The sequence below is a fragment of the Arthrobacter sp. M4 genome (assembly GCF_020251205.1).
GTDB lineage: Bacteria > Actinomycetota > Actinomycetes > Actinomycetales > Micrococcaceae > Arthrobacter.
On sequence record NZ_JAIWYX010000011.1, the window covers coordinates 20,008 to 42,070 of the forward strand.

Sequence of the window (22,063 nt, forward strand, 5' to 3'; positions counted from 1 at the left end):
CAGCCTGAGTTGATGCGGCTGGATTTCCGTAAAAATGAAACGGAGGTGGCTCTCATGGAGGGTCCCGAAATCCAGTTCTCAGAAGCGATCATCGACAACGGCCGCTTCGGCAAGCGCGTCATCCGCTTCGAAACCGGCCGTCTGGCCAAGCAGGCTGCGGGTGCCGCGATGGTGTACATCGACGAAGACACCGCCCTGCTGTCCGCAACGACGGCTGGCAAGCAGCCGCGCGAAGGCTTCGACTTCTTCCCGCTCACGGTGGACGTCGAGGAGCGCATGTACGCCGCCGGCCGCATCCCCGGCTCCTTCTTCCGCCGCGAGGGACGTCCGTCCACGGAGGCCATCCTCGCCTGCCGCCTGATGGACCGACCGCTGCGCCCTGCCTTCGTGAAGGGCCTGCGCAACGAAGTCCAGATCGTGGTGACCGTCCTGGCAATCAACCCGGACGAACTGTACGACGTTGTGGCGATCAACGCGTCCTCCATCTCCACGCAGCTCTCCGGCCTGCCGTTCTCCGGCCCCATCGGTGGCGTGCGCGTCGCCCTCATTGCTGACGAGCAGGGTTCCCAGTGGGTTGCCTTCCCCAAGCACTCCCAGCTCGAGAACGCTGTCTTCGACATGGTGGTCGCTGGCCGCATCGCGGGCGACGACGTCGCCATCATGATGGTCGAGGCCGAAGCCACAGACAACTCCTGGAGCCTCATCAAGGGAGAGGGCGCCACCGCCCCCACCGAAGAGGTTGTGGCTGAGGGCCTTGAGGCTGCCAAGCCGTTTATCCGCGCACTGTGCGAAGCCCAGGCCGACCTGGCTGCCCGCGCTGCCAAGCCGACCGTCGAGTTCCCGATCTTCCTCGACTATGAGGAAGACGCCTACGCCGCCGTCGAATCCGCTGCTGCGGAGAAGCTGGCTGCTGTCTTCCAGATCGCTGACAAGCAGGCCCGTGAGAACGCAGCCGACGAGCTAAAGGACGAGGTCCTTGCCGGTCTTGCCGAGCAGTTCCAAGGTCGCGAAAAGGAAGTCTCCGCGGCCTTCCGCTCCGTGACCAAGAAGGTTGTCCGGCAGCGCATCCTCCGCGACCAGGTCCGCATCGACGGCCGCGGCCTGACGGACATCCGCCAGCTCACCGCCGAGGTTGAGGTCCTGCCGCGAGTTCACGGTTCTGCGATCTTCGAGCGCGGCGAAACCCAGATCATGGGTGTCACCACGCTGAACATGCTGAAGATGGAGCAGCAGATCGACTCCCTGTCGCCGGAGAAGACCAAGCGCTACATGCACAACTACAACTTCCCGCCGTACTCCACGGGCGAGACCGGTCGTGTTGGTTCGCCCAAGCGCCGCGAAATCGGCCACGGCGCCTTGGCCGAGCGCGCCCTGGTGCCGGTGCTGCCGTCCCGCGAGGAATTCCCGTACGCCATCCGCCAGGTCTCCGAGGCGCTCGGCTCCAACGGCTCTACGTCCATGGGTTCGGTTTGTGCATCCACGCTGTCGCTGCTGAACGCCGGTGTCCCGCTGAAGGCTCCGGTTGCCGGTATTGCCATGGGCCTGGTTTCCGACGAGGTGGACGGCCAGACCCGCTACGCAGCCCTGACCGACATCCTCGGAGCCGAAGACGCCTTCGGTGACATGGACTTCAAGGTTGCCGGTACCTCCGAGTTCGTCACGGCGATCCAGCTGGACACCAAGCTCGACGGCATCCCTGCCTCCGTGCTCGCGGCAGCCCTCAAGCAGGCCCGCGAAGCCCGCCTGCACATCCTGGACGTCATCAACGCCGCGATCGACACCCCGGACGAGCTGTCCGAGTTCGCTCCGCGCGTTATCGCCATCAAGATCCCCGTGGACAAGATCGGCGAGGTCATTGGCCCCAAGGGCAAGATGATCAACCAGATCCAGGAAGACACCGGCGCCGACATCTCCATCGAGGACGACGGCACCGTGTACATCGGCGCAACGGACGGCCCGTCCGCCGAGGCTGCCCGTTCCGCGATCAACGCGATCGCCAACCCGCAGGTTCCGGAAGTCGGTGAACGCTACCTCGGCACCGTCGTCAAGACCACCACGTTCGGCGCATTCGTCTCCCTGACGCCGGGCAAGGACGGCCTGCTCCACATCTCGGAGCTGCGCAAGCTGGCCAACGGAAAGCGTGTGGACAACGTCGAAGACGTCGTCACCGTGGGCCAGAAGCTCCAGGTCGAGATCACCAAGATCGACGACCGCGGCAAGCTGTCCCTCGCCCCGGTAATTGCCGAGGACGAGGGTTCCTCGGAAGCCGCTGACGCCGACGAAGCCGCACAGACCGCGGAATCGGCCGAGTAGCAAGAGCAGTTCCACTTCGCTGAGCGGGGCCGGTGGCATAGTCCCACCGGCCCCGCCCGCACTTAACTCTCACTTTCAGCTGCCCCGCCGTCGCTTTCGCATTCCCGGCCGCTGGTAGCATTGCACCCAGATTCCGGCCCCGACCTGAAAGGTCTTGATGACAGTCGTACCCCTGCCGTTGGAGCAGACCACTCCCGGAGGAGACCTCATCCACGGAGCCGAAGGCGGATCGGTGGTCCGGCGATCAGTTTTGCCCGGCGGTGTTCGGGTCCTTACGGAGTCCATGCCCGGACAGCGTTCGGCTACCATCGGCTTTTGGGTCGGTGTGGGGTCCCGCGACGAGGCCGAGGGACAGCACGGTTCCACCCACTTCCTGGAGCACCTGCTCTTCAAGGGGACCAAGCGCAGGACGGCTCTCGAGATTGCCTCAGCCTTCGATGAGGTAGGTGGCGAATCCAACGCGGCCACGGCCAAGGAAAGCACCTGCTATTTTGCCCGCGTCCTCGATTCCGACCTCCCGATGGCCATCGACGTCATTGCCGACATGATCACCGGCGCCGTCCTTGATCCTGCCGAGCTGGAGCAGGAGCGCGATGTGATCCTCGAGGAAATCGCCATGGACAGCGACGATCCCACGGACGTTGCCCACGAACATTTCGTTGCCGCCGTCCTGGGTGCCCATCCGCTGGGCCGTCCTATCGGCGGCACTCCGGCCGCCATCAAAGCGGTAGCCCGGGACTCCGTCTGGGAGCACTACCGCCGCTACTACCGCCCCCAGGAGCTGGTAGTCACCGCCGCGGGTGGATTGGATCACGACGACGTCTGCCGCCGTGTGCTTGAGGCCCTCCGGAGCGCAGGCTGGGAGCTCGTGGATGGCGCCTCTCCCGTGGACAGGCGGTCCACCGTGAGGGCCGACATCGCGGGTACGGCCGGCCTCCACGTGGTCACCCGCCCCGTGGAGCAGGCCAACATCATCATGGGATGTCCCACAATCGTGGCCACGGATGACCGCCGGTACGTCATGAGCGTGCTCAACGCTGTGCTGGGCGGAGGCATGTCTTCGAGGCTCTTCCAGGAAATCCGGGAGAAGCGTGGCCTGGTCTACTCCACGTATTCCTTCGCTTCGTCTTATGCCGATGCGGGCTACTTTGGCATGTACGCAGGCTGCACGCCGTCGAAGGTCCGCCAGGTGCTGGACCTCCTCGGTTCTGAACTGGACAAGCTCGCGGCCGATGGCATCACGGATGACGAGCTTCGCAAGGCCGTTGGGCAGTTGTGCGGAGGGATCGTCCTGGCACTGGAGGACACAGGGTCCCGGATGTCGCGTCTGGGGCGCGCCGAGCTGGTGTCGGGCGAATTCCAGGACATTGACGAGACGCTGGCCCAAATCAAGGCTGTCACTGCCGGGCAAGTGCAGAAGTTGGCTCGCGAACTGGCGGCAGCCCCGCGCACCGTGACCGTCGTCGGCCCCTTCCAGGAGACGGAGAGGTTCGGGTTCTGAACATCCCGCCAGCCTCCGGCGGGGCGCGCCCGCAAAGCTCCGGCCACGCCAGGGAGCAACTGGCGGCGCTTTTGGGTCGCTGGCGGGGGACCACGGAGATCTTGCCTTCGCCCGGCGGGCCGGTACGGTTGGCTGATGCCGAGGTCACCTTTACCCTTGCGGCCGGCGGCTACGCCGTAATACAGAGCTATCGCCACACGGAGCCGGACGGCAGCCACTTTGAAGGTCACGGGATTTTCACCGTGGACCCCGACCAAGGGGACACGCTGTGGTATTTCGTGGATAACGCCGGGAGTGCCCCGGAGGCCCCCGCCCGCGGCACTTGGCACGGCGACACGCTGGTGATTGAGCGCCGCACCGCCGAGGGCACGTCGAGGCACACCTTCCGCGTTGACGACGGCGTCCTCACCCAAATTGCCGAGCTGCGGCATGGCGGCGCGACAGCGTTCACACCCTTTTTCACGTCTGTCTGCCGGAAGACCTGAGTGTCGCTTCCCTCTGGCCGCCGCTGCTAGCCGCCGGCGAAGGGTGGGAGGACGTCCACAACGTCGCCGGAACGCAGTGCAACAGACCTGTCCCTGATCGCTATTTCGTTGCACAGGAAGCTGCTGCGGCCGATGATGCGGGCGAGCGACGGTGTTCCTGAGGGCGGTGCGGGCCGGACTACCGCCAGCACGGCGTCGAGCAGTTCCTCCAGCGTGGCTCCCTCGCCAAGTTCATGGCGTTCTTCATCGACGCCCGCCGCGGCACGCGCGGCAGCAAAGTACCTTACCAACACTCTTGCCTAGCCTCCGATGGCGCTCATGCTGCGGTCCGGCTGAACGAAGTCCGCCGCACCCAAACCTGTGTGGTCCATGCCGTGGGCTTTGGGTTTGGCCCACATGGCGTCCTGCCAGCGTTGCGTAAGCTGCTCGTCGTCTGCCCCTGCGCGCAACAGTCCCAGCAGGTCGAATTCTTCCCTTGAAAACAGGCAGCTCATGATCTTGCCTTCCGCGGTGATGCGCGTCCGGCGGCAGTCAGCGCAGAAGGGCTCGGTGACGGAGGCGATGATGCCCACTGTGCCGAGGACCGGACCCTGTGCTTCGCCCGAGGCAGGGTCCCTGTGACGGACCTGGAATCGTTCAGCGGGGGCGCCGTCACGGGCGCGCGGATCCGGTCCCAGGACAAATTCGGAAGACAACAGGTCCCGGATTTCTGCCGCGGTAATCATGTCCCTGCGCGTCCAGCCATGGTCCGCGTCGAGGGGCATTTGCTCGATGAACCGCAGTTCGTACCCGCGCTCCAGGGCCCAGGCCAGCAGTCCTGGGGATTCGGTTTCGTTGATGCCACGCATCAGCACAGCATTGAGTTTGACGGGCCCCAAGCCGGCATCGTGGGCTGCTTCCACGCCGGCCAGGACGCGGTCCAGGAAAGGCCGGCGGGTCAGCTTCGCGAAAGTCTCTTCATGCAGGGAGTCCAGGGACACGTTGATGCGCGTCAGTCCAGCCTGCTTGAGGGCTTGTGCCTTCTTGTCGAGGCCTACTCCGTTGGTGGTCATGGAAATGGGCAGTTCCGGAAACTTTTGCCGCAATGCCCCGATGATGTCCACCAGGTCGCCCCGGACAAGGGGTTCACCTCCGGTCAGCCGCAGCTCCCGTACGCCCAAGCGCTCCACACCCAGGCTGACGATCCGCACGATTTCCTCGGCGGTCATTACGGCCTGTTTCGACAACCATTCCAGCCCCTCGGCAGGCATGCAGTAGGTGCAGCGAAGGTTGCATTTGTCGGTCAGGGACAAGCGCATGTCCGTGGCCTGCCGGCCAAAGCGGTCCAGCAATCCGCCGGGCAGGCCGGCTGGCCGCGGCGGTGGCACCAACCCACCCCCATCAACACCGCGCCATTGCGGTACGCCCAGCTGAACACTCATGTTTTCAGGCTACGCCACTGTTCCCGTTGGGGCCTCACCGAGGCGACTTTTATGTCAGCACCTTGGTGGGAGTTCTTACGGATTCCCTACGCTTTTGGTCCATACCGCTTTTGCCGCTGCTGCTGCGGCGGCGCGAATCTATGCTGATGTTGTGAATAGCCAGCGGCCGCAGGCAACTCCCGCCACCAGGCCTCCAGGACTCGGCAACCGGCGCATCCTCCTTGTCGAGGATGAGCAAACCATTGCCGATGTTGTCCGGGACTACCTCCATCAGGCCGGCTTCCAAGTGGATTACGCGAAAGACGGGTTTACGGCCCTCCAACTGGCTGCCAGCCGAAGCCCGGACCTGATTGTCCTGGACCGTCTCCTTCCCGGGCTCGACGGCGTGGAGGTCTGCAGGCGCATCCGCCAGACAATGAGTGTTCCCGTGATCATGGTGACCGCCCTCGGCACGGAGGATGACCGGATCCTGGGCCTGGAAAGCGGCGCTGACGACTATGTCACCAAGCCTTTCTCCCCGCGGGAGCTTGTGCTTCGGGTTAAATCGGTCCTGCGGCGGAGCATTAAGGAATTCACGCCCGAGCCCGTCGTGGAGACAGCAGGATTCCACCTGGACCCGGCGTCCCGAACGGTGCTGCACCAGGGCAGGCAATTGCCGCTGACGCTCCGCGAATTCGACCTGCTGGCCTTTTTCCTGCGCCGTCCCAACCAGGTTTTCAGCCGCGAGGAACTGATCAAGGCCGTTTGGGGCTGGGACTTTGGCGATCTTTCCACTGTGACCGTCCACGTCCGGCGGTTGCGGGAGAAGATCGAGGACGACCCCAATAAACCCGTCTTGCTGAAAACCGTGTGGGGCGTTGGCTACCGCTTCGAATCGGGAGCTCGCCATGCAGGTGCCTGAGCTCTTCACCATCCTCGGCTGGATCCTGCTGTGGGCCGCAGTGGTTGGCGTCCTCACCGTTGTGCTGCTGAGGCTCCTGCGTGGAGCATCGATCCTTGTCCAGATTTTCCTGGTGGTGATTGCCACAGTGGCGGTCCTGGTGGCGGGCATGGTCAGCGCCTTCAACGCCATGTTCATCTCAGCGCGTGACCTGGAAGTGATGTGGTACATCCTGGGCATCGCGTCGGCGGTGGCGGCCGGAATCGCGCTGATGCTCGGTGCCGGCGTCTCTGCCAATGCGCGGAGGCTTGTTGCCGCCGCACAGCGGATCGGGAGGGGCGAGGAGTTGGATGAAGAGACGCCGGCGATGAACGCGGAACTCGCCCGCTTGGCGGAGGAACTCGCCTCCAGCAGCCGGAGCCTGGAAGAATCCCGACGGCGGGAGGCCGCCATCGAGGGCGCCCGCCGGGAACTTGTGGCTTGGATTTCGCACGATCTCCGGACGCCGCTGGCCAGCATGCGCGCCATGGCCGAGGCACTTGAGGATGGCATGGCCACAGACGTTGCAGCCTACTATCGGGGGATTATCGGCCAGACTGACCAGATGGCCGCGATGGTGAACGATCTCCTCGAACTGTCCAGGATCCAGGCCGGAACCATGCGGCTCAGCACCGAACCCGTGGACCTTTACGACCTGGTCAGCGATGCCATCGCGGACCTTTCGCCACTTGCCCGCCGCCGGAACATCAGCCTCGACGGCGGCGGAGAGCGGCAGACCCTTGCAGCCGCGGACGGACCGAGCCTTGGCCGGGCCGTGCGGAACGTCGTGCACAACGCGATTCTCTACAGCCCGCCGGACTCCAGCGTTCACTTGGACGTCGGCCATGAAGGAGGGGACGCCGTCGTCGCCGTTCAGGACAGTTGCGGCGGCATCGCCGACGACGACCTGCCGCACCTTTTCGAGGCCGGCTGGCACAAGGACCGCGCGGGGGCTGCCCCGCAGCCAGGGTCCGAAGGCGGGTCCAGCGGCCGTTACAGCGGGGCTGGGGTCGGCCTGAGCATGGTGTCCGGAATCGTCCGGGCACACGGCGGAACCGTCACCGTTGAAAACAACGACGGCGGCTGCCGCTTTGAGCTTCGACTCCCGGCAGGTGCGTCATGAGCAGGGGCATAAAGGTAGGGGACATGGGTACAGGTGGCGCAACGACAGTGGGCGGCACGAAGACACGAATCGCGGCTGCGGCGTCAGGAGTTGTCGCGGCTGGCTCAGGAGTCGCCGCTGGTGAGCTGGTGGCAGGTTTCCTGAGTCCGACGCTGACGCCGGTGACTGCGGTGGGCGGCTGGGTGATCGACCTGGTGCCCCCCGGCGTCAAGGATTGGGCGATCGCACTTTTCGGCACCGCCGACAAAGCCGCCCTTCTGGTTGGCATGGCCTTGGTCATTACTTTGCTCGCCGCCGTCGCCGGCTTGGTGGAGTACCGGTGGGCGGGCGGGGGTTCGTGGCTGGTAGCTGCAGCGGGTGCGCTCGGACTTGCAGCGGTGTTGACGCGGGCCCAGGCGACGATGATCGCTCCCGTGGCTCCTGTGGCCGCCACAGTTGTCACCATCGCGGTGCTGCGGGCACTCATTGGGCGTCTTCGGGTCCAGACCGCCGAAGCGATGGCTCAAAACGTGCCTTCCGGGAACGCTGGAAGCGACGAAAACGAGGCGCGCGATGCCGTGCCGCCCACAACGTCCCGCCGGAGCTTTGCCCGGGCGTTTGGACTCGCCGCCGTCCTTGCTGCCGCGGGCGGGGCAGTAGCCGCCGTCGTCCATCGCGCCGCGAGCGTTGCCGCGGAAGTGCGTGGCAGGCTGTCCCTGCCAACCCCGGCCTCACCCGCCACACCTATACCGGCCGGTGCCGAGCTTGGCCTCGAGGGGATGCCGCCGCTCGTCACCCCGAACGGCGAGTTTTACCGGATCGATACCGCCCTTGCCGTTCCTACGCTGAATCCGGATGAATGGACCCTCAAGGTGACGGGGATGGTGGACCGTGAGGTCACCATCGACTTCGCGACGCTGTTGGGAAAGCCCCTCGTTGAGCGCTACGTCACGATTGCCTGCGTTTCCAACGAGGTGGGCGGCCAATTGATCGGCAACGCCCGCTGGCTCGGTTGGCCGGTCCGCGAGTTGTTGCAGCAGGCTGGCCCAAAGCCGGGGGCGGACATGGTGCTCTCCACGTCCAGCGACGGGTTCACAGCGGGGACGCCCTTGGAGGCGCTGACGGACTCGCGCGACGCGCTGCTGGCTATCGGCATGAACGGAGAACCCCTGCCATTGGAGCACGGCTTCCCCGTTCGCCTGGTGGTACCCGGCTTGTACGGCTTCGTGTCGGCAACAAAATGGCTGACCACGCTCAAGGTCACTCGTTTCGCCGACGACGTCGCATACTGGACACCGCGTGGCTGGAGCGACCACGGACCCATCAAAACGCAGTCCCGCATCGACGTCCCGCGTGCCGGGCGGGCATTATCCGCCGGTACAGTCCACTTTGGCGGCATAGCGTGGGCACAACACAGGGGAATTGCCCGTGTTGAACTGCGCATCAACCGGGGTCCATGGCAGCAGGCCGTCCTGGCACCGGGAATCTCACAGGATACGTGGTACCAGTGGCAATTCAGCACGGACCTTGGCCGTGGAGACTACGAGGTGCAGGTTCGTGCCACGGACTCCACAGGTACGCCGCAGGCTGAGGAACGGAGGGCGCCCGCCCCGGACGGCGCCACCGGCTATCACACGCTGAGCATCAAGGTGGGATAGTCACATCGGGGCTGTGTGGTCACGGGGCGGCGTAACGCATCCTAGGCTGGGAATGACACCGACCTTCGAGGAGGACAAACGTGGCCCGATCCGTTGCTGACCACCGCCAGGCCGTGCTGGAGCTGCTGGCCGATGCCGCCGCCGCCAGGCGCAGCGAACAGCTTCCTTTGTCCGCGGGGCTGGGCCGGGTCCTGGCCACAGATGTCGCCGCGCCATTGAGCCTCCCGCCTTTCGACAACTCCCAAATGGATGGATACGCCGTGAGGAGTGCCGATTTCGGGGCCCAGGGCGCCACGCTCCGCGTTGCTGATCCCGTCCCCGCGGGTGCCGCGCCCCGCGCGCTGGAGCCGGGAACCGCTGCACCGATCATGACAGGAGCCATGCTGCCCGAAGGGGCTGACGCCGTCGTCCCCATTGAGCGTGCGGTGCCTGACAGCTTCCCGCTGCCCGGAGCTGAAGCCACTGTCATCCTGCCGGAGGTGGCGCCAGGCGACTTCGTCCGTCCAATTGGCAGCGACATAACCGTCGGTGCCACGGCGCTTGTGGCCGGAACTGCCCTTGGCCCGGCGCAACTGGGGCTCCTGGCCGCACTTGGCCTGACATCCGTCGTCGTCCGATCGCCGCTGCGGGTCCTCCTGATCACCACAGGTGACGAAGTCGTTGAGCCAGGAACCAGCCTGACCCCCGGGAAAATCTACGATGCCAACGGGACCCTGCTGGAGGCAGCCATGGTCCAGGCCGGACTGACGGTTCACCGTTCAGGCATCACGGTGGACGACCCAGGAGCGCTGCTTGCCCTCCTGCGCAGCCGCGCGGCCGAGGCCGACCTCATCGTCAGCACCGGCGGAGTCAGCAAAGGCGCCTACGAGGTAGTTCGCCAGGCACTTCACGCCCAGCCCGTCGAATTCCTTTCGGTTGCCATGCAGCCCGGCGGGCCGCAGGGTATCGGCAGGTTCGACGGCGTTCCCTTCCTTGGGTTTCCAGGCAACCCGGTGAGCTGCCTGGTTTCCTTTGAGATGTTTCTTCGACCGGTCCTCACAGCCCTCGTGGGGGCCCCGCCGGCCCGAACGGCGTTGACCGCGCGACTCGCCGAGCCACTCAGCTCGCCAGCCGGCAAACACCAGATCCGCCGTGGTACCTACCTGCCTGAGCTTGGCACCGTGCGGCTAGAAGGAGGGTCAGGATCCCACCTGGTCCATGCCCTGGCCAACTCGAACTGCCTGGTCCACGTCCCTGTCGGCGTCACGGATCTCCCGGCTGGCCAGGACGTGGAAATATGGATGTTGTGAGAGATACAGACCCGGACAATACACTTCCCAGTTCGGACGGCCTGACGCACCTGCGCCTCGACGGGACCGCCCACATGGTTGATGTGTCCGCCAAGGACGTCACTACGCGCGAGGCGTCCGCATCCGCCGTCGTCCACACCACCAAGGACGTCTTGGCGCTCCTCGGGGCCGGTGACCTTCCCAAGGGCGATGCGCTGGCCGTCGCAAGGGTGGCGGGCATTATGGCAGCGAAGAAAACTCCCGAGTTGATTCCGCTCTGCCACCCGCTGCCCATATCGAAAGTCACCGTCGACTTCGAGCTTGGCCTGGACACCGTCGCCATCCTGGCCACTGTCAAGACCCGGGGCGTTACCGGTGTCGAGATGGAGGCCCTCACGGCCGCGTCAGTGGCAGCCCTGAGCGTCTACGACATGATCAAGGCAGTGGATAAGCATGCAGTCATCAGCGGCGTCCGCGTCCTGGCCAAGAGCGGTGGCAAGAGCGGCGACTGGAGCCTCGCGGAAGGGGCCCCGTGAGCGGCTGCGAGCCAAGCAACGGACCTCGCAAGGCCGGCGTCGTGATAGCTTCCACGCGCGCGGCCGCGGGCGTCTACACGGACGAGACCGGTCCCGTAATCAGCGACTGGCTGACGGAGCACGGGTTCGAGCCTTTCCCTGTGATGGTAGTGCCCGATGGCGAGCCTGTCGGGGCGGCCCTTCGCGCCCTGCTGACCCAGCAGCCCGCCGTCGTCATCACCAGCGGCGGGACCGGGCTCAACCCGGATGACCGCACCCCGGAAATGACCCTGCCGTTCCTGGACCGCGAGATACCGGGAATCATGGAGGGCATCCGCCGTGCAGGAGCCGCCAAGACACCCCTGGCCATGCTCAGCCGCGGACATGCGGGCGCGGCGGGCCAGACCTTTATCATCAACCTGCCCGGATCACCCAAGGGCGTCATGGACGGCTTGGCCGTGCTGGACCCGGTGATCGGTCACCTTTGTGAACAACTGGAAGGAAGCCATGGCCACAACCACTGACTTCGAAGTGGTCCGCGCCGTCCTCAGCTCGGAACCCATTTCCGTCGACCAGGCGATTACCGCCGTCGAATCCGATACGGCAGGGGCCGTGGTCAGCTTTAGCGGCGTCGTCCGCAACCACGACGACGGCAAGGCCGTAAACCGGCTCAGCTACAGTGCCCATCCCACAGCCCACCAGGTAATGTCCGACGTTGTTGCCGAACTGGTGGCCGAACATTCCGGCGAGGCACAACAGCCTGTCCGGATCTGGGCCGCCCACCGCGTCGGCATGCTGGAAATCGGTGACCCCGCCCTGGTTTGCGCTGTGTCCGCGGCACACCGCGGCCAGGCCTTCGCCGTCTGCTCCGAGCTCGTGGATCGGATCAAGGCGCGTGTGCCCATCTGGAAGGAACAGTTCTTCAGCGACGGAACCGTCGAGTGGGTCGGGGCGGGGGACTAAGGACGTCGCGCGTACAGCGCGTACATCGCGTCCCGCGTGGAAATCCGGCCATCAGCTGGCCGGTAGGGTTAAGGGCATGACCGAACAACTTGCTGTCGCCGTGCTGGGCGCCCACGGGCGCATGGGAACCGAGGCCGTCAAGGCCATCGAAGCCGCGGCCGACATGAAGCTCGTGGCCGCACTCGGCCGCGCGGACTCGCTGGATACCTTGGTCGACGCCGGCGCCCGCTACATTGTCGACCTCACCGTTCCGGACAGCACGGAAGCCAATGTCAGGTTCGCAGTCGAACATGGCATGCACGCCGTTGTGGGCACCACAGGATGGGACGCCTCCCGCCTCGATTCCCTGAAGGGCCTCCTCTCCTCGCATCCGGGGACGGGAGTGCTCATCGCACCGAACTTTGCCCTTGGTTCCGTCCTTGCCTCTGCCTTCGCAGCCAAGGCGTCCCGCTATTTCGAGTCGGTCGAGATCATCGAACTCCACCACCCGAACAAGGTGGATGCGCCGTCCGGCACCGCCGTTCGTACTGCCCAGCTGATCGCTGCCTCGCGAGCCGACGCCGGCGTTGGCCCCAGCCCCGATGCCACCGAGACGTCCCTCGATGGTGCCCGTGGTTGCGAAGTGGATGGTGTGCGCGTCCACAGCGTGCGGCTCCGTGGCCTCGTGGCACACCAGGAAGTCCTCCTTGGCGGTCCCGGCGAGCAGCTGACCTTGCGCCACGATTCCTTCGACCGCGCTTCGTTTATGCCGGGTGTCCTCCTTGGCCTGCGCAACGTTGCCGCGCACCCGGGCCTTACCGTTGGCCTGGACGGCTACCTGGACCTGGGTGTCTAGCCGCGTGGGCGGGGTGTGGGCAGTTCTGAAGAGGAACCGTACCAAGATCTGGGTGGGCGCCATCACGGCCCTGCTGGTGCTGTATCTGGTGGTGTCCTTTCAACGATCCCTGCTGCTGTTGGGGGATGCCAACTGGACGGCAAAGGGCATTGGTGCCGCATATCTGGTGCTGCCCGCCGTGGGCGCTTGGGCCCTGATTCGCGAATTGCTGTTCGGGGCCAGGACGGAACAGATGGCCAAGGTCCTCGACGCCGAGGGAGGCCTTCCCGAAGACAATCTTCCGCGCACGCCGGGCGGCCGCATTGTCCGCTCCGCGGCAGACGCCGAGTTCGAAAAGTATCGGCTTGAAGCGGAGGCTGCCCCCGATGACTGGCGGTCGTGGTTCAGGCTGAGTTGCGCCTATGACGCTGCGGGGGACCGCAAGCGGGCGCGATCGTCCATGCGGGACGCCGTTCGGCTGTTTCGGGCCGAGTCGGTCGGCGGCCGTTAGCCAACCGCTGCTAGCGAACTCCGCCGCGCGGATTGCGGGCCAGGCTGGAGGCAGCATGGGCCAGCCATTCGAGCGGCCCACGCCAGCCAAGCACGCTGAACAGCATTCCAATTCCGATGGCCAGGAACGCATGGGCAAGGTACAGGCCCTCAGGCGTCCAACCGCTTGGCAGCGGCCGTTTGTACGTGGCTGCTACGGCCCACACATGCACCGAATACAGCGTCAATGTCATGGCTCCGGGGCCGCTGAACGGCAGCAGAAGCCTCAAGCCAAGCCAGTCACTCAAGCGTCCCACCAACAGGCATAAGCCGATCACCGCCGCGGCCACCCCCGAGGTGTGCAACAGGTCCAGGGTGGTGCCGGAGTGCGGTGCGCTGGTGGCCAGCCACCACCACGACCCCGTCTGGTCCACGCCTGCCAGGTTCACTTGGAGGAGGCTGTCCAGCGGGTACGAATGGCTGTCCCTCGTGGCCAGCAGGGCCTCCCGGCCGCCCCATTCGTCGATGGCCAGCACCCCCATGACCTTGGCCGTGGCTGCCACAGCGGCCCCGCCTGTCACCAGCAGCAGCTGAACGCCCGCCGTCGTGAGCGCCAGCCGGCCTATGGCTAGGCCGATCAGTAGGTAGGAGAGCCACTGCAGTACGGGGTAGTAGCCGGTCACGAAGATGTCGGCCACCAAGGCAGCAGGCGTTTGGAAGTCTTCGATGGAGGGGTTGTGTCCCAACTGCAGGGGCGGTAATGGGTCCAGGAACCAAGGCCGGATCAGGTAGCCCAGGACCGGGGACAACAGCACCCAGCCAGCCGCCCAGGCGCAGAGCACCGGCAACCGCAGCCCGATGAACGGCAGCACGCACAGGAATAACACCGCATAGTGGACCAGAATGACGGCGACGTTGACTTCCAGACCGCCCAGCAGGAGCCCGACGGCGCCGATCACCGCGGCGCGTGCCGCGATGCCGCGTCGGTGCGCCCAAAGTTCAGGTCCCGACGGCGGTCGCGTCCTTCCCGTTGACAGTGCCAGGCCGACGCCGGCGAGGACAGCGAACAGGGCAGCAGATCGGCCGGAGAACGTAAGCCCTACCCACGTGGGTGTCAGGGTGCTGTCCGCGCTGAAGGTTGCCATGAGATGCGTGGCCATCATTCCCAGCAGGGCCAGTCCGCGCGCGCCATCAATTCCTTGTAGCCGAGCCGGTGCCTGGCTGCTGCGCGTCCGCCCGCGCGCGGGTGCCGTTCCGGGGCCAGTCATGAGCCGATCGTCTCATATCTGGCTGTGGCAATCGGATGAACTCTCTGTCAGAGGAGCGTTGTGTTCGAATATATGTTCGAATACCATGGCGTTATGGACGATCAGTCGAGCCGCCTCCAACAGCCACTTCAGCGGCCAATCCGCCCCTCCGCCGGGCGATCTCCGTGTGAGCTGCCCCTCAAGGCACTGAGTCCCGGCGTGGTGGAATTCCTCTTCCGTCAACTGGTAACCGGCCGGCCTGCCGAAGACACGGAATGGCGTGACGAGGGGATCCTGATGACCCAACAGGAGCCCGGAGCCGAGTTGGCGCGCCGCCTGGCAGAGAGTGATGTGGACGCCCTGACGCCTACGGAACTGTTCGAGTATGTCCGGGCTGCCCAGTCCCTCGTGGACTGGGCGGAGGGCCTGCGTCGTCGTGCTGTTAACAGCTACTGTGCCAACTCACAGACCAATCCCGGCGCCGCGGCGTTTTGATGTCCGTCAGGCGGTGCCCATTGTCCTAACAAGCCCGTAACAAGGTAACGTTTTTCGTATGGCTGAAACTCCCGCGAACATTCCTGCATTCGGTACCCTCCTGACCGCGATGGTCACGCCCTTCTCGAAGGATGGCAAGGTCGATTACCAGCAGGCCGCGGAACTGGCCACCAAGCTCGTTGACGATGGTTGCGACGGCCTGGTCGTTACCGGCACTACCGGCGAGACGTCCACGCTGACCGATGATGAAAACCTGGGCATGTTCCGTGCCGTCAAGGAGGCCGTTGGCGGCCGCGCAAAAATCATTGCGGGAACCGGCACCAACGACACCGCCCACTCAGTCCACCTTTCCCAGCGTGCGGCCGAAATCGGCGTCGACGGTTTGCTCATCGTCACGCCTTACTACAACAAGCCCAGCCAGGCCGGCGTCCGCGCCCACTTCGAGACCATCGCGTCTGCCACTGACGTCCCCGTTATGCTCTATGACATCCCGGGACGCTCCTCGATCCAGATCGCCCCGGACACCATGATCCGGCTGGCGGAGCACCCCAACATCATCGCGGTCAAGGACGCCAAAGCCGACTTCGCCGCAGCCACCCGCGTTATGGCGTCCACTGACCTCCTTTTCTACTCGGGCGACGACGGCCTGACCCTCGAGTGGATGGCACTTGGCGCAGTTGGCCTCGTGGGCGTCACCACGCATGTGGCCACCCGCCAGTTCCGCGACCTTATCGACGCTGTCAACGGGAACGACTTCGCGACGGCCCGCAGGATCAACTTCGCGCTGGAACCCGTGGTGCGCGCCACCATGACGCGCGTCCAGGGCGCCGTGGCCGCCAAGCAGATTCTTAAGTGGCAGGGAGTCCTGCCCAACTCGGTTGTCCGTTTGCCCCTCGTGGAGCCGGACGACGCTGAGATCGCAATCATCCGCGAGGATTTGGCGGAGGCCGGAATGGACTTGACCGTCTAACCGCCTGCCGCCGGAAAGTAGCAAGAATATGACCCAAACCGCCCTTCCCGGACTAGCAACTCCGCCGAAGCTGCCCAAAGGAACGCTTCGGATTGTGCCGCTCGGTGGGTTGGGGGAAATCGGCCGCAACATGACGGTCTTCGAGGTAGACGGCAAGCTCCTTGTCGTTGACTGTGGCGTGCTCTTTCCCGAAGAGACACAGCCGGGCGTGGACCTCATCCTGCCTGATTTCTCGTACATCGAGGACAGGCTGGATGACGTCGTCGCTGTCGTGTTGACGCACGGCCACGAGGATCACATCGGTGCCGTTCCCTATCTTCTCCGCCTTCGCGAAGACATCCCGCTGGTTGGCTCGCAGCTGACCTTGGCGCTGGTCGAGGCCAAGTTGCAGGAACACCGGATCAAGCCCTACACACTTGCCGTCACCGAAGGCCAGGCCGAGCAATTCGGCCCATTCGGTTGTGAATTCGTTGCCGTGAACCACTCAATTCCGGACGCACTCGCGGTTTTCATCCGTACCGAGGGCGGCACCGTACTGCACACCGGCGACTTCAAAATGGACCAGCTCCCCTTGGACGGCAGGATCACCGACCTGCGCCACTTCGCCCGGCTTGGCGAAGAAGGGGTGGACTTGTTCATGGCCGATTCCACCAATGCGGACGTTCCGGGTTTCACCACCGCGGAAAAGGAGATCGGGCCGACCCTGGACCGCCTGTTCGGCCAGGCCGCCAAACGCATTATCGTGGCATCGTTCTCCTCGCACGTCCATCGCGTCCAGCAGGTCCTGGACGCGGCAGCCAAGCACGGCCGGAACGTTGCCTTCGTCGGCCGTTCCATGGTTCGAAACATGGCCATCGCTGCCAAGCTCGGCTACCTGGACGTACCTCCGGGCATCCTGGTTGACATCAAGAACGTTGACGAGCTTCCAGACCATAGGGTCGTGTTGATGTCCACCGGTTCCCAAGGGGAGCCGATGGCCGCCCTGTCCCGCATGGCCAGCGGCGACCACCGCGTCGTCGTGGGTGAGGGTGACACCGTCATCCTCGCCTCCAGCCTGATACCGGGCAACGAAAACGCCGTGTTCCGTGTCATCAACGGACTCCTGAAGCTTGGCGCCGAAGTAGTCCACAAGGGCAACGCAAAGGTTCACGTCTCCGGCCATGCCGCGGCGGGGGAGCTGCTGTACTGCTACAACATCCTCAAGCCCCTCAATGCCATGCCCGTGCATGGCGAGACCAGGCACCTGATCGCCAACGGCCGTATCGCCGAGTCTGCCGGTGTTCCGGGGGAGCGGGTCATCCAGGGTGATAATGGCTCAGTCATCGACCTCCGTGACCATGAGGCCAACATCGTTGGCCAGGTTGAAGCCGGTTTCGTATACGTCGACGGCTCCAGCGTCGGCGAGATTACCGACGCCGACCTCAAGGACCGCCGCATCCTCGGCGACGAGGGATTCATTTCGGTCATCACCGTCGTCAACCGGACTACGGGCAAGATCGTTTCCGGCCCTGAGATCCACGCCCGCGGCGTGGCCGAAGACGATGCGGTGTTCGACGAGATCATTCCAAAGATCAACGCTGCCCTCGAGGAAGCCATCGTCAACCACACCGACCACACGAACCATCAGCTCCAGCAGGTGGTCCGTCGCGTTATCGGCACATGGGTCAATCGGAAGCTGCGCCGCCGTCCCATGATCATCCCGGTGGTCCTGGAAGCCTGAGACCATCGCCACAGGCAACATGCTGCTTGCGAAGGGCCGGAAATCCGCGGATTTCCGGCCCTTCGCGGTAACGTGGCGAATATGGCGACTCGTACTTCCTCCGCGCCTAGGGGCAGTTCCAGCAGCAAAACCGGAGGATCCGGCCGTGCCTCCACTGGCCGGTCCGGCAAGCCCGGCAGCTCGTCCCGTACGCGCCAACTCCCCGCGGCCGGTCATGGCCAGCCGTGGATCCAGCGTGTCCTGAGTGGTGCCTGGCAGGGGATCGGGCACCTCGTTGGCGCCGGAGTCCGCCGGATCGGGCACGATGTCAGCGACCTGCCGCCGGAGGATCGGCGCGACGGCGCGGCCCTCTTCAACCTCGCCCTGGGAATCTTCATCGCCACATTCGCCTGGTGGGGTTTCTCGGGCTGGCTGCCCGACGCCGTCTACGCCGTCGTTAACGGAACCTTCGGCTGGATGTCACTGGTGTTGCCGCTCATGCTTTTTGTCTGCGCGTTCCGGCTCTTCCGGGAGCCCCAGGACAGTCGGGGCAACAATCGGGTGGGAATCGGCTTCCTCATCATGACCTTCGCCGGTTGCGGCCTTGCGCACCTCATCGGTGGCTCGCCCACGGTGGCGGACGGCTTCGACGGCTTGCGCAAGGCCGGCGGCATGGTTGGCTTCCTGGCCGCCTCGCCGCTGGCGGCCATCCATCCGGTGGTGCCAGCATTGCTCTACAGTGCGCTGGCTTTTGTGTCAGTGCTGATCATCACGGCTACACCGTTTACGGCCATTCCGCGCCGCATCCGTTCGGCGTATGAGCATCTTATTGGCCTTGACCTGGCGGATCGTGAGCAGCATGACGCCCACGATCGCAGCTATCTCTACGGCGAAGAAGAAAAGGCAGCGCCCAGGAAAAAGAAGCGCCGCTTGTTCGGCAAGGACGAGGAATCCGGCAAGGGCCTGGAGGGTTACGTTGGTGACGAGGCCTTCGAGCACGCCCTCGTGGACGACGACGCCGGGAACGATGGCCATGCGCCAGACGGCACGGACAAGGCGCCGGCCGTCCCGCCGGGAGTCCGCCGGCCCACGCAGGCAGAACTCGCCGTCGAGAAGATCAAGGCCGCGCAGGGCCTCGCGCAGGGCGGGGAGAGTCCCACGGAAGCCATTCCGGTACTGGACGGCCCGGGCGGCCCAAGTGCGGCTGCCGCCGTACCCAAAGTCCCCTCGACGCCGGTCGCCCCACCGCTGCCCACCCCCATTCCGCAGCGCACGGAGCAGCTCTCACTGGCGGGCGACGTCACCTATACGCTCCCGTCGTCGGACTTCCTTACTCCCGGCTCTGTCCCCAAGGAACGAACGGAAGCGAATGACGCTGTCGTTGCTGCCCTGACGGACACGCTCCAGCAGTTCAATGTCGACGCCTCTGTGACCGGCTTCAGCCGCGGTCCCACGGTGACCCGGTACGAAATCGAGCTGGCACCGGGCACCAAGGTGGAACGCGTCACGGCGCTGTCCAAGAATATTTCCTACGCCGTCGCGTCCAGCGACGTGCGCATCCTGAGCCCTATTCCGGGTAAATCGGCGATTGGTATCGAGATCCCCAATGCGGACCGTGAGACCGTGTCGCTGGGCGATGTGCTCCGCAGCCAGAACGCCCGCCGCACGGATCACCCGATGGTCATGGGTGTTGGCAAGGACGTCGAGGGCGGATTCGTCGTCGCGAACCTGGCCAAGATGCCCCACATGTTGGTGGCTGGTGCCACCGGTGCAGGTAAGTCATCCTTCGTGAACTCGATGATCACCTCCATCCTGATGCGCGCCACGCCGGACGAGGTGCGCATGGTCATGGTGGACCCCAAGCGCGTGGAGCTGACTGCCTACGAGGGCGTGCCGCACCTGATCACCCCAATCATCACCAATCCGAAGAAGGCCGCCGAGGCGCTGCAATGGGTGGTGCGGGAGATGGACGCCCGCTACGACGACCTGGCCAACTACGGCTACAAGCACATCGACGACTTCAATAAGGCTGTCCGCGCAGGGAAGGTGGTCCCGCCACCGGACTCTAAGCGCGTCATCAAGCCCTACCCCTACCTGCTGGTGATCGTGGACGAGCTCGCCGACCTGATGATGGTGGCTCCCCGCGACGTTGAAGACTCCATTGTGCGCATCACTCAGCTCGCCCGCGCGGCAGGTATCCATCTGGTGCTCGCCACGCAGCGTCCGTCCGTGGACGTCGTCACCGGCCTTATCAAGGCCAACGTGCCGTCCCGTATGGCCTTTGCCACATCGTCCGTCACCGACTCAAGGGTGGTCCTGGACCAGCCCGGTGCCGAGAAGCTCATCGGCCAGGGTGACGCCCTGTTTCTGCCGATGGGCGCTTCCAAGGCGATGCGCGTCCAGGGCGCCTGGGTCAGCGAGTCCGAGATCCACCGCGTGGTGGAGCACGTGAAGGGCCAGTTGCAGGCTGTCTATCGCGAGGACGTGGCCGCCGACGCGCCCAAGAAACAAATCGATGACGACATCGGAGACGACCTCGAGGTGCTGCTGCAGGCTACCGAGCTCGTAGTGACCACGCAGTTTGGCTCGACATCCATGCTGCAACGGAAGCTGCGTGTCGGTTTCGCCAAGGCGGGCCGCCTCATGGACCTCCTGGAGTCCCGAGGTGTTGTTGGTCCCTCCGAGGGTTCCAAGGCGCGTGACGTCCTGGTCAAGCCCGACGACCTCGCCGCCGTCCTTGCCGCGATCAAGGGCCAGGACGGCCCGGCTACACCGGACGCGCACACGGCAGCCCTCAGCGACAATGCCAACGCCAACATCGCCTCCGGCGGTTACGCGGAAGACCTTGTGGCCGCTGACCTGGACAATCGGACCCAGGCCGTCGACTACCACGACGGCGCTGACGGGTCCGACGACGACGGCGGCGAGGACGCCTGGTCGCTCACGGGCCGGTGACACCCACCGATCGGTAATGCCCTCGCTGGCGGATGACCAGCACTCGAGCGCGGCAGACCGGTAGCCTAGTGGGGTGACAAGCACCGATGCCGGCCGCGCCGGCTCTACTGTGTGGAACCTGCCGAACATCCTGACGATGCTGCGCATCGCCCTGGTGCCGTTCTTCGTCTGGTTCCTGCTCGCCGACGCTTCCAGCCACGGCCCCTGGCGCTGGGCAGCCGTGGCCGCGTTCGCCGTCGCGATTTATACGGACAAGCTCGACGGCGACATCGCCCGCAGCCGCGGTCTGGTCACCAATTTCGGCAAAATCGCAGACCCTATCGCAGACAAGCTGTTGACCGGCTCGGCACTGGTCCTGCTGTCCGTGCTGGGTGAGCTCCCGTGGTGGGTCACCGTGGTCATCCTCGTCCGCGAGTGGGGCATCACGGCGCTCCGCTTCCTTGTGATCCGGTACGGCGTGATTCCGGCGTCCCGTGGCGGCAAGCTGAAGACAGCCGTCCAGACGGTCGCCATCTTCCTGTACATCGTTCCCCTGGCCTCCTTCGCTCCGTGGCTTGGCGTTGTGGCGTTCTGGGTCATGATGGCAGCGGTTGCGGTCACGGTGTGGACCGGCGTCGAATACGTTGTGCAGGCCCTCCGCCTGCGGGCGGCAGGACGGCGCTCATGAGCCGCAGTATTGCCGCAACCGCGTCGGCAGCCGTGGTGAAGGCCATCGACCTGGGGATCACTGTTGCTACCGCCGAATCCTTGACCGCCGGCTTGGTGGCCGCCACACTGGCCGACACGCCCGGTGCCTCCGGAATGCTTCAGGGCGGTGTTGTCGCCTACCAGAACTCGGTTAAATCGAACGTCCTCGGCGTGCCCGGGGAGCTCTTGGAATCGCTTGGATCGGTGGACGGCCAGGTCGCCGCGGCAATGGCTGACGGAGCCCGGACGGCGTGTGGTGCCGACTTCGGCGTAGCCACCACCGGCGTGGCAGGGCCGGAACCGCACGACGGCAAGCCCGTAGGCACCGTATTCATTGGCATCGCGACGGCGGCTGGCGCCAAGTCCTTCGAGTACGCCTTTTCCGGCAGTCGGGCAGAGATCCGCGTGGGGGCCTGTGCCGCCGCGCTTGAGCGGCTGCTCGAAGGGCTCGAAGATTTAGATTACCGCCAGTAAAGTTGCAGGGAACAAAAACCGATGCCCAATAGTTGTTACTTTGTGTCGCCCCGGATCGACCGGGGCGCCTAGGATGTAGAGACAAACC

At 65.1% G+C, this 22,063-nt stretch carries 21 protein-coding genes; 18 read left to right on the plus strand and 3 right to left on the minus strand.

Features of this window, described 5'->3' with window-relative positions:
• The first annotated feature begins 54 nt into the window (after positions 1–54).
• From LD110_RS17605 to LD110_RS17615, 3 genes are all read left to right on the plus strand, one after another.
• The gene (locus tag LD110_RS17605; protein ID WP_225500572.1) at positions 55–2,313 is read left to right on the plus strand and encodes a polyribonucleotide nucleotidyltransferase; all 2,259 of its coding nucleotides are present in this window, start codon (positions 55–57) and stop codon (positions 2,311–2,313) included.
• A gap of 157 nt (positions 2,314–2,470) precedes the next feature.
• Entirely contained in the window at positions 2,471–3,814 is a 1,344-nt protein-coding gene (locus LD110_RS17610) for a pitrilysin family protein (RefSeq protein WP_225500573.1), read from the plus strand.
• 2 nt (positions 3,815–3,816) lie between these two features.
• Entirely contained in the window at positions 3,817–4,299 is a 483-nt protein-coding gene (locus LD110_RS17615) for a DUF1579 family protein (RefSeq protein WP_308012457.1), read from the plus strand.
• A gap of 26 nt (positions 4,300–4,325) precedes the next feature.
• On the opposite strand, the gene LD110_RS17620 is transcribed toward LD110_RS17615, so the two are convergent.
• Together LD110_RS17620 and moaA are read right to left on the minus strand one after the other, a co-directional pair.
• The gene (locus LD110_RS17620) at positions 4,326–4,592 is read right to left on the minus strand and encodes a MoaD/ThiS family protein (protein ID WP_225500574.1); all 267 of its coding nucleotides are present in this window, start codon (positions 4,590–4,592) and stop codon (positions 4,326–4,328) included.
• 6 nt (positions 4,593–4,598) lie between these two features.
• Entirely contained in the window at positions 4,599–5,720 is a 1,122-nt protein-coding gene (gene moaA / locus LD110_RS17625) for a GTP 3',8-cyclase MoaA (protein ID WP_225500575.1), read from the minus strand.
• A 151-nt stretch (positions 5,721–5,871) separates the two neighbouring features.
• Between moaA and LD110_RS17630 the strand changes: the two genes are divergently transcribed.
• The 9 genes from LD110_RS17630 (at position 5,872) to LD110_RS17670 (ending at position 13,470) form a co-directional block, all read left to right on the plus strand.
• Positions 5,872–6,621 (plus strand): response regulator transcription factor, encoded by a 750-nt coding sequence (locus LD110_RS17630; protein ID WP_225500577.1) that lies wholly within the window; start codon positions 5,872–5,874, stop codon positions 6,619–6,621.
• The gene (locus LD110_RS17635) at positions 6,608–7,762 is read left to right on the plus strand and encodes a sensor histidine kinase KdpD (protein WP_225500579.1); all 1,155 of its coding nucleotides are present in this window, start codon (positions 6,608–6,610) and stop codon (positions 7,760–7,762) included. Before LD110_RS17630 ends, LD110_RS17635 begins: the two co-directional genes overlap by 14 nt.
• A gap of 23 nt (positions 7,763–7,785) precedes the next feature.
• Positions 7,786–9,399 (plus strand): molybdopterin-dependent oxidoreductase, encoded by a 1,614-nt coding sequence (locus tag LD110_RS17640; RefSeq protein WP_225500699.1) that lies wholly within the window; start codon positions 7,786–7,788, stop codon positions 9,397–9,399.
• Between the two features lie 80 nt (positions 9,400–9,479).
• Entirely contained in the window at positions 9,480–10,688 is a 1,209-nt protein-coding gene (glp, locus tag LD110_RS17645; RefSeq protein WP_225500581.1) for a gephyrin-like molybdotransferase Glp, read from the plus strand.
• Positions 10,676–11,203: a cyclic pyranopterin monophosphate synthase MoaC gene (moaC, locus tag LD110_RS17650; protein ID WP_225500582.1), complete on the plus strand. Its 528-nt coding sequence runs from the start codon at positions 10,676–10,678 to the stop codon at positions 11,201–11,203. Before glp ends, moaC begins: the two co-directional genes overlap by 13 nt.
• The gene (locus tag LD110_RS17655; protein ID WP_225500584.1) at positions 11,200–11,706 is read left to right on the plus strand and encodes a MogA/MoaB family molybdenum cofactor biosynthesis protein; all 507 of its coding nucleotides are present in this window, start codon (positions 11,200–11,202) and stop codon (positions 11,704–11,706) included. Before moaC ends, LD110_RS17655 begins: the two co-directional genes overlap by 4 nt.
• Positions 11,690–12,145 (plus strand): molybdenum cofactor biosynthesis protein MoaE, encoded by a 456-nt coding sequence (locus tag LD110_RS17660; protein WP_225500586.1) that lies wholly within the window; start codon positions 11,690–11,692, stop codon positions 12,143–12,145. The genes LD110_RS17655 and LD110_RS17660 overlap by 17 nt, the downstream gene beginning before the upstream one ends.
• A 76-nt stretch (positions 12,146–12,221) precedes the next feature.
• The gene (gene dapB, locus LD110_RS17665) at positions 12,222–12,980 is read left to right on the plus strand and encodes a 4-hydroxy-tetrahydrodipicolinate reductase (RefSeq protein ID WP_225500588.1); all 759 of its coding nucleotides are present in this window, start codon (positions 12,222–12,224) and stop codon (positions 12,978–12,980) included.
• Positions 12,973–13,470: a hypothetical protein gene (locus tag LD110_RS17670; protein WP_374200361.1), complete on the plus strand. Its 498-nt coding sequence runs from the start codon at positions 12,973–12,975 to the stop codon at positions 13,468–13,470. Before dapB ends, LD110_RS17670 begins: the two co-directional genes overlap by 8 nt.
• A gap of 10 nt (positions 13,471–13,480) precedes the next feature.
• On the opposite strand, the gene LD110_RS17675 is transcribed toward LD110_RS17670, so the two are convergent.
• On the minus strand, positions 13,481–14,716 hold the full coding sequence (locus LD110_RS17675; RefSeq protein WP_225500590.1) for a heparan-alpha-glucosaminide N-acetyltransferase domain-containing protein: 1,236 nt from the start codon (positions 14,714–14,716) through the stop codon (positions 13,481–13,483).
• 93 nt (positions 14,717–14,809) lie between these two features.
• Here LD110_RS17675 and LD110_RS17680 point away from each other — a divergent pair, with 93 nt between their 5' ends.
• The 6 genes from LD110_RS17680 to LD110_RS17705 all read left to right on the plus strand — a co-directional run bounded on the left by LD110_RS17680 (position 14,810) and on the right by LD110_RS17705 (position 21,975).
• Positions 14,810–15,190 carry a hypothetical protein gene (locus LD110_RS17680; protein WP_225500592.1) on the plus strand — a complete coding sequence of 127 codons (381 nt, stop codon included), beginning with the start codon at positions 14,810–14,812 and terminating at the stop codon, positions 15,188–15,190.
• Positions 15,191–15,248: 58 nt separating this feature from the next.
• Positions 15,249–16,160 carry a 4-hydroxy-tetrahydrodipicolinate synthase gene (dapA, locus tag LD110_RS17685; protein WP_225500594.1) on the plus strand — a complete coding sequence of 304 codons (912 nt, stop codon included), beginning with the start codon at positions 15,249–15,251 and terminating at the stop codon, positions 16,158–16,160.
• 28 nt (positions 16,161–16,188) lie between these two features.
• The gene (locus LD110_RS17690) at positions 16,189–17,880 is read left to right on the plus strand and encodes a ribonuclease J (RefSeq protein WP_225500596.1); all 1,692 of its coding nucleotides are present in this window, start codon (positions 16,189–16,191) and stop codon (positions 17,878–17,880) included.
• An 81-nt stretch (positions 17,881–17,961) separates the two neighbouring features.
• Positions 17,962–20,814, plus strand: coding sequence for a DNA translocase FtsK (locus LD110_RS17695; RefSeq protein WP_225500598.1), 2,853 nt, complete (start codon positions 17,962–17,964; stop codon positions 20,812–20,814).
• 73 nt (positions 20,815–20,887) lie between these two features.
• A complete protein-coding gene (gene pgsA / locus LD110_RS17700; protein ID WP_225500600.1) occupies positions 20,888–21,481 on the plus strand; it encodes a CDP-diacylglycerol--glycerol-3-phosphate 3-phosphatidyltransferase in 594 nt (197 codons plus the stop codon).
• The gene (locus LD110_RS17705; protein ID WP_225500602.1) at positions 21,478–21,975 is read left to right on the plus strand and encodes a CinA family protein; all 498 of its coding nucleotides are present in this window, start codon (positions 21,478–21,480) and stop codon (positions 21,973–21,975) included. Before pgsA ends, LD110_RS17705 begins: the two co-directional genes overlap by 4 nt.
• Positions 21,976–22,063 lie beyond the last annotated feature (88 nt).

Excerpts from the sequence above, each read along its gene's own strand:
- dapB (WP_225500588.1), top strand. The coding sequence starts at position 12,222 with ATGACCGAACAACTTGCTGTCGCCGTGCTGGGCGCCCACGGGCGCATG.
- LD110_RS17680 (WP_225500592.1), top strand. The coding sequence starts at position 14,810 with ATGGACGATCAGTCGAGCCGCCTCCAACAGCCACTTCAGCGGCCAATC.
- LD110_RS17660 (WP_225500586.1), top strand. The coding sequence starts at position 11,690 with ATGGCCACAACCACTGACTTCGAAGTGGTCCGCGCCGTCCTCAGCTCG.
- LD110_RS17675 (WP_225500590.1), bottom strand. The coding sequence starts at position 14,716 with ATGACTGGCCCCGGAACGGCACCCGCGCGCGGGCGGACGCGCAGCAGC.
- LD110_RS17640 (WP_225500699.1), top strand. The coding sequence starts at position 7,786 with ATGGGTACAGGTGGCGCAACGACAGTGGGCGGCACGAAGACACGAATC.
- LD110_RS17690 (WP_225500596.1), top strand. The coding sequence starts at position 16,189 with ATGACCCAAACCGCCCTTCCCGGACTAGCAACTCCGCCGAAGCTGCCC.
- LD110_RS17695 (WP_225500598.1), top strand. The coding sequence starts at position 17,962 with ATGGCGACTCGTACTTCCTCCGCGCCTAGGGGCAGTTCCAGCAGCAAA.
- moaA (WP_225500575.1), bottom strand. The coding sequence starts at position 5,720 with ATGAGTGTTCAGCTGGGCGTACCGCAATGGCGCGGTGTTGATGGGGGT.
- LD110_RS17610 (WP_225500573.1), top strand. The coding sequence starts at position 2,471 with ATGACAGTCGTACCCCTGCCGTTGGAGCAGACCACTCCCGGAGGAGAC.
- moaC (WP_225500582.1), top strand. The coding sequence starts at position 10,676 with ATGGATGTTGTGAGAGATACAGACCCGGACAATACACTTCCCAGTTCG.
- LD110_RS17635 (WP_225500579.1), top strand. The coding sequence starts at position 6,608 with ATGCAGGTGCCTGAGCTCTTCACCATCCTCGGCTGGATCCTGCTGTGG.
- dapA (WP_225500594.1), top strand. The coding sequence starts at position 15,249 with ATGGCTGAAACTCCCGCGAACATTCCTGCATTCGGTACCCTCCTGACC.
- LD110_RS17605 (WP_225500572.1), top strand. The coding sequence starts at position 55 with ATGGAGGGTCCCGAAATCCAGTTCTCAGAAGCGATCATCGACAACGGC.
- LD110_RS17705 (WP_225500602.1), top strand. The coding sequence starts at position 21,478 with ATGAGCCGCAGTATTGCCGCAACCGCGTCGGCAGCCGTGGTGAAGGCC.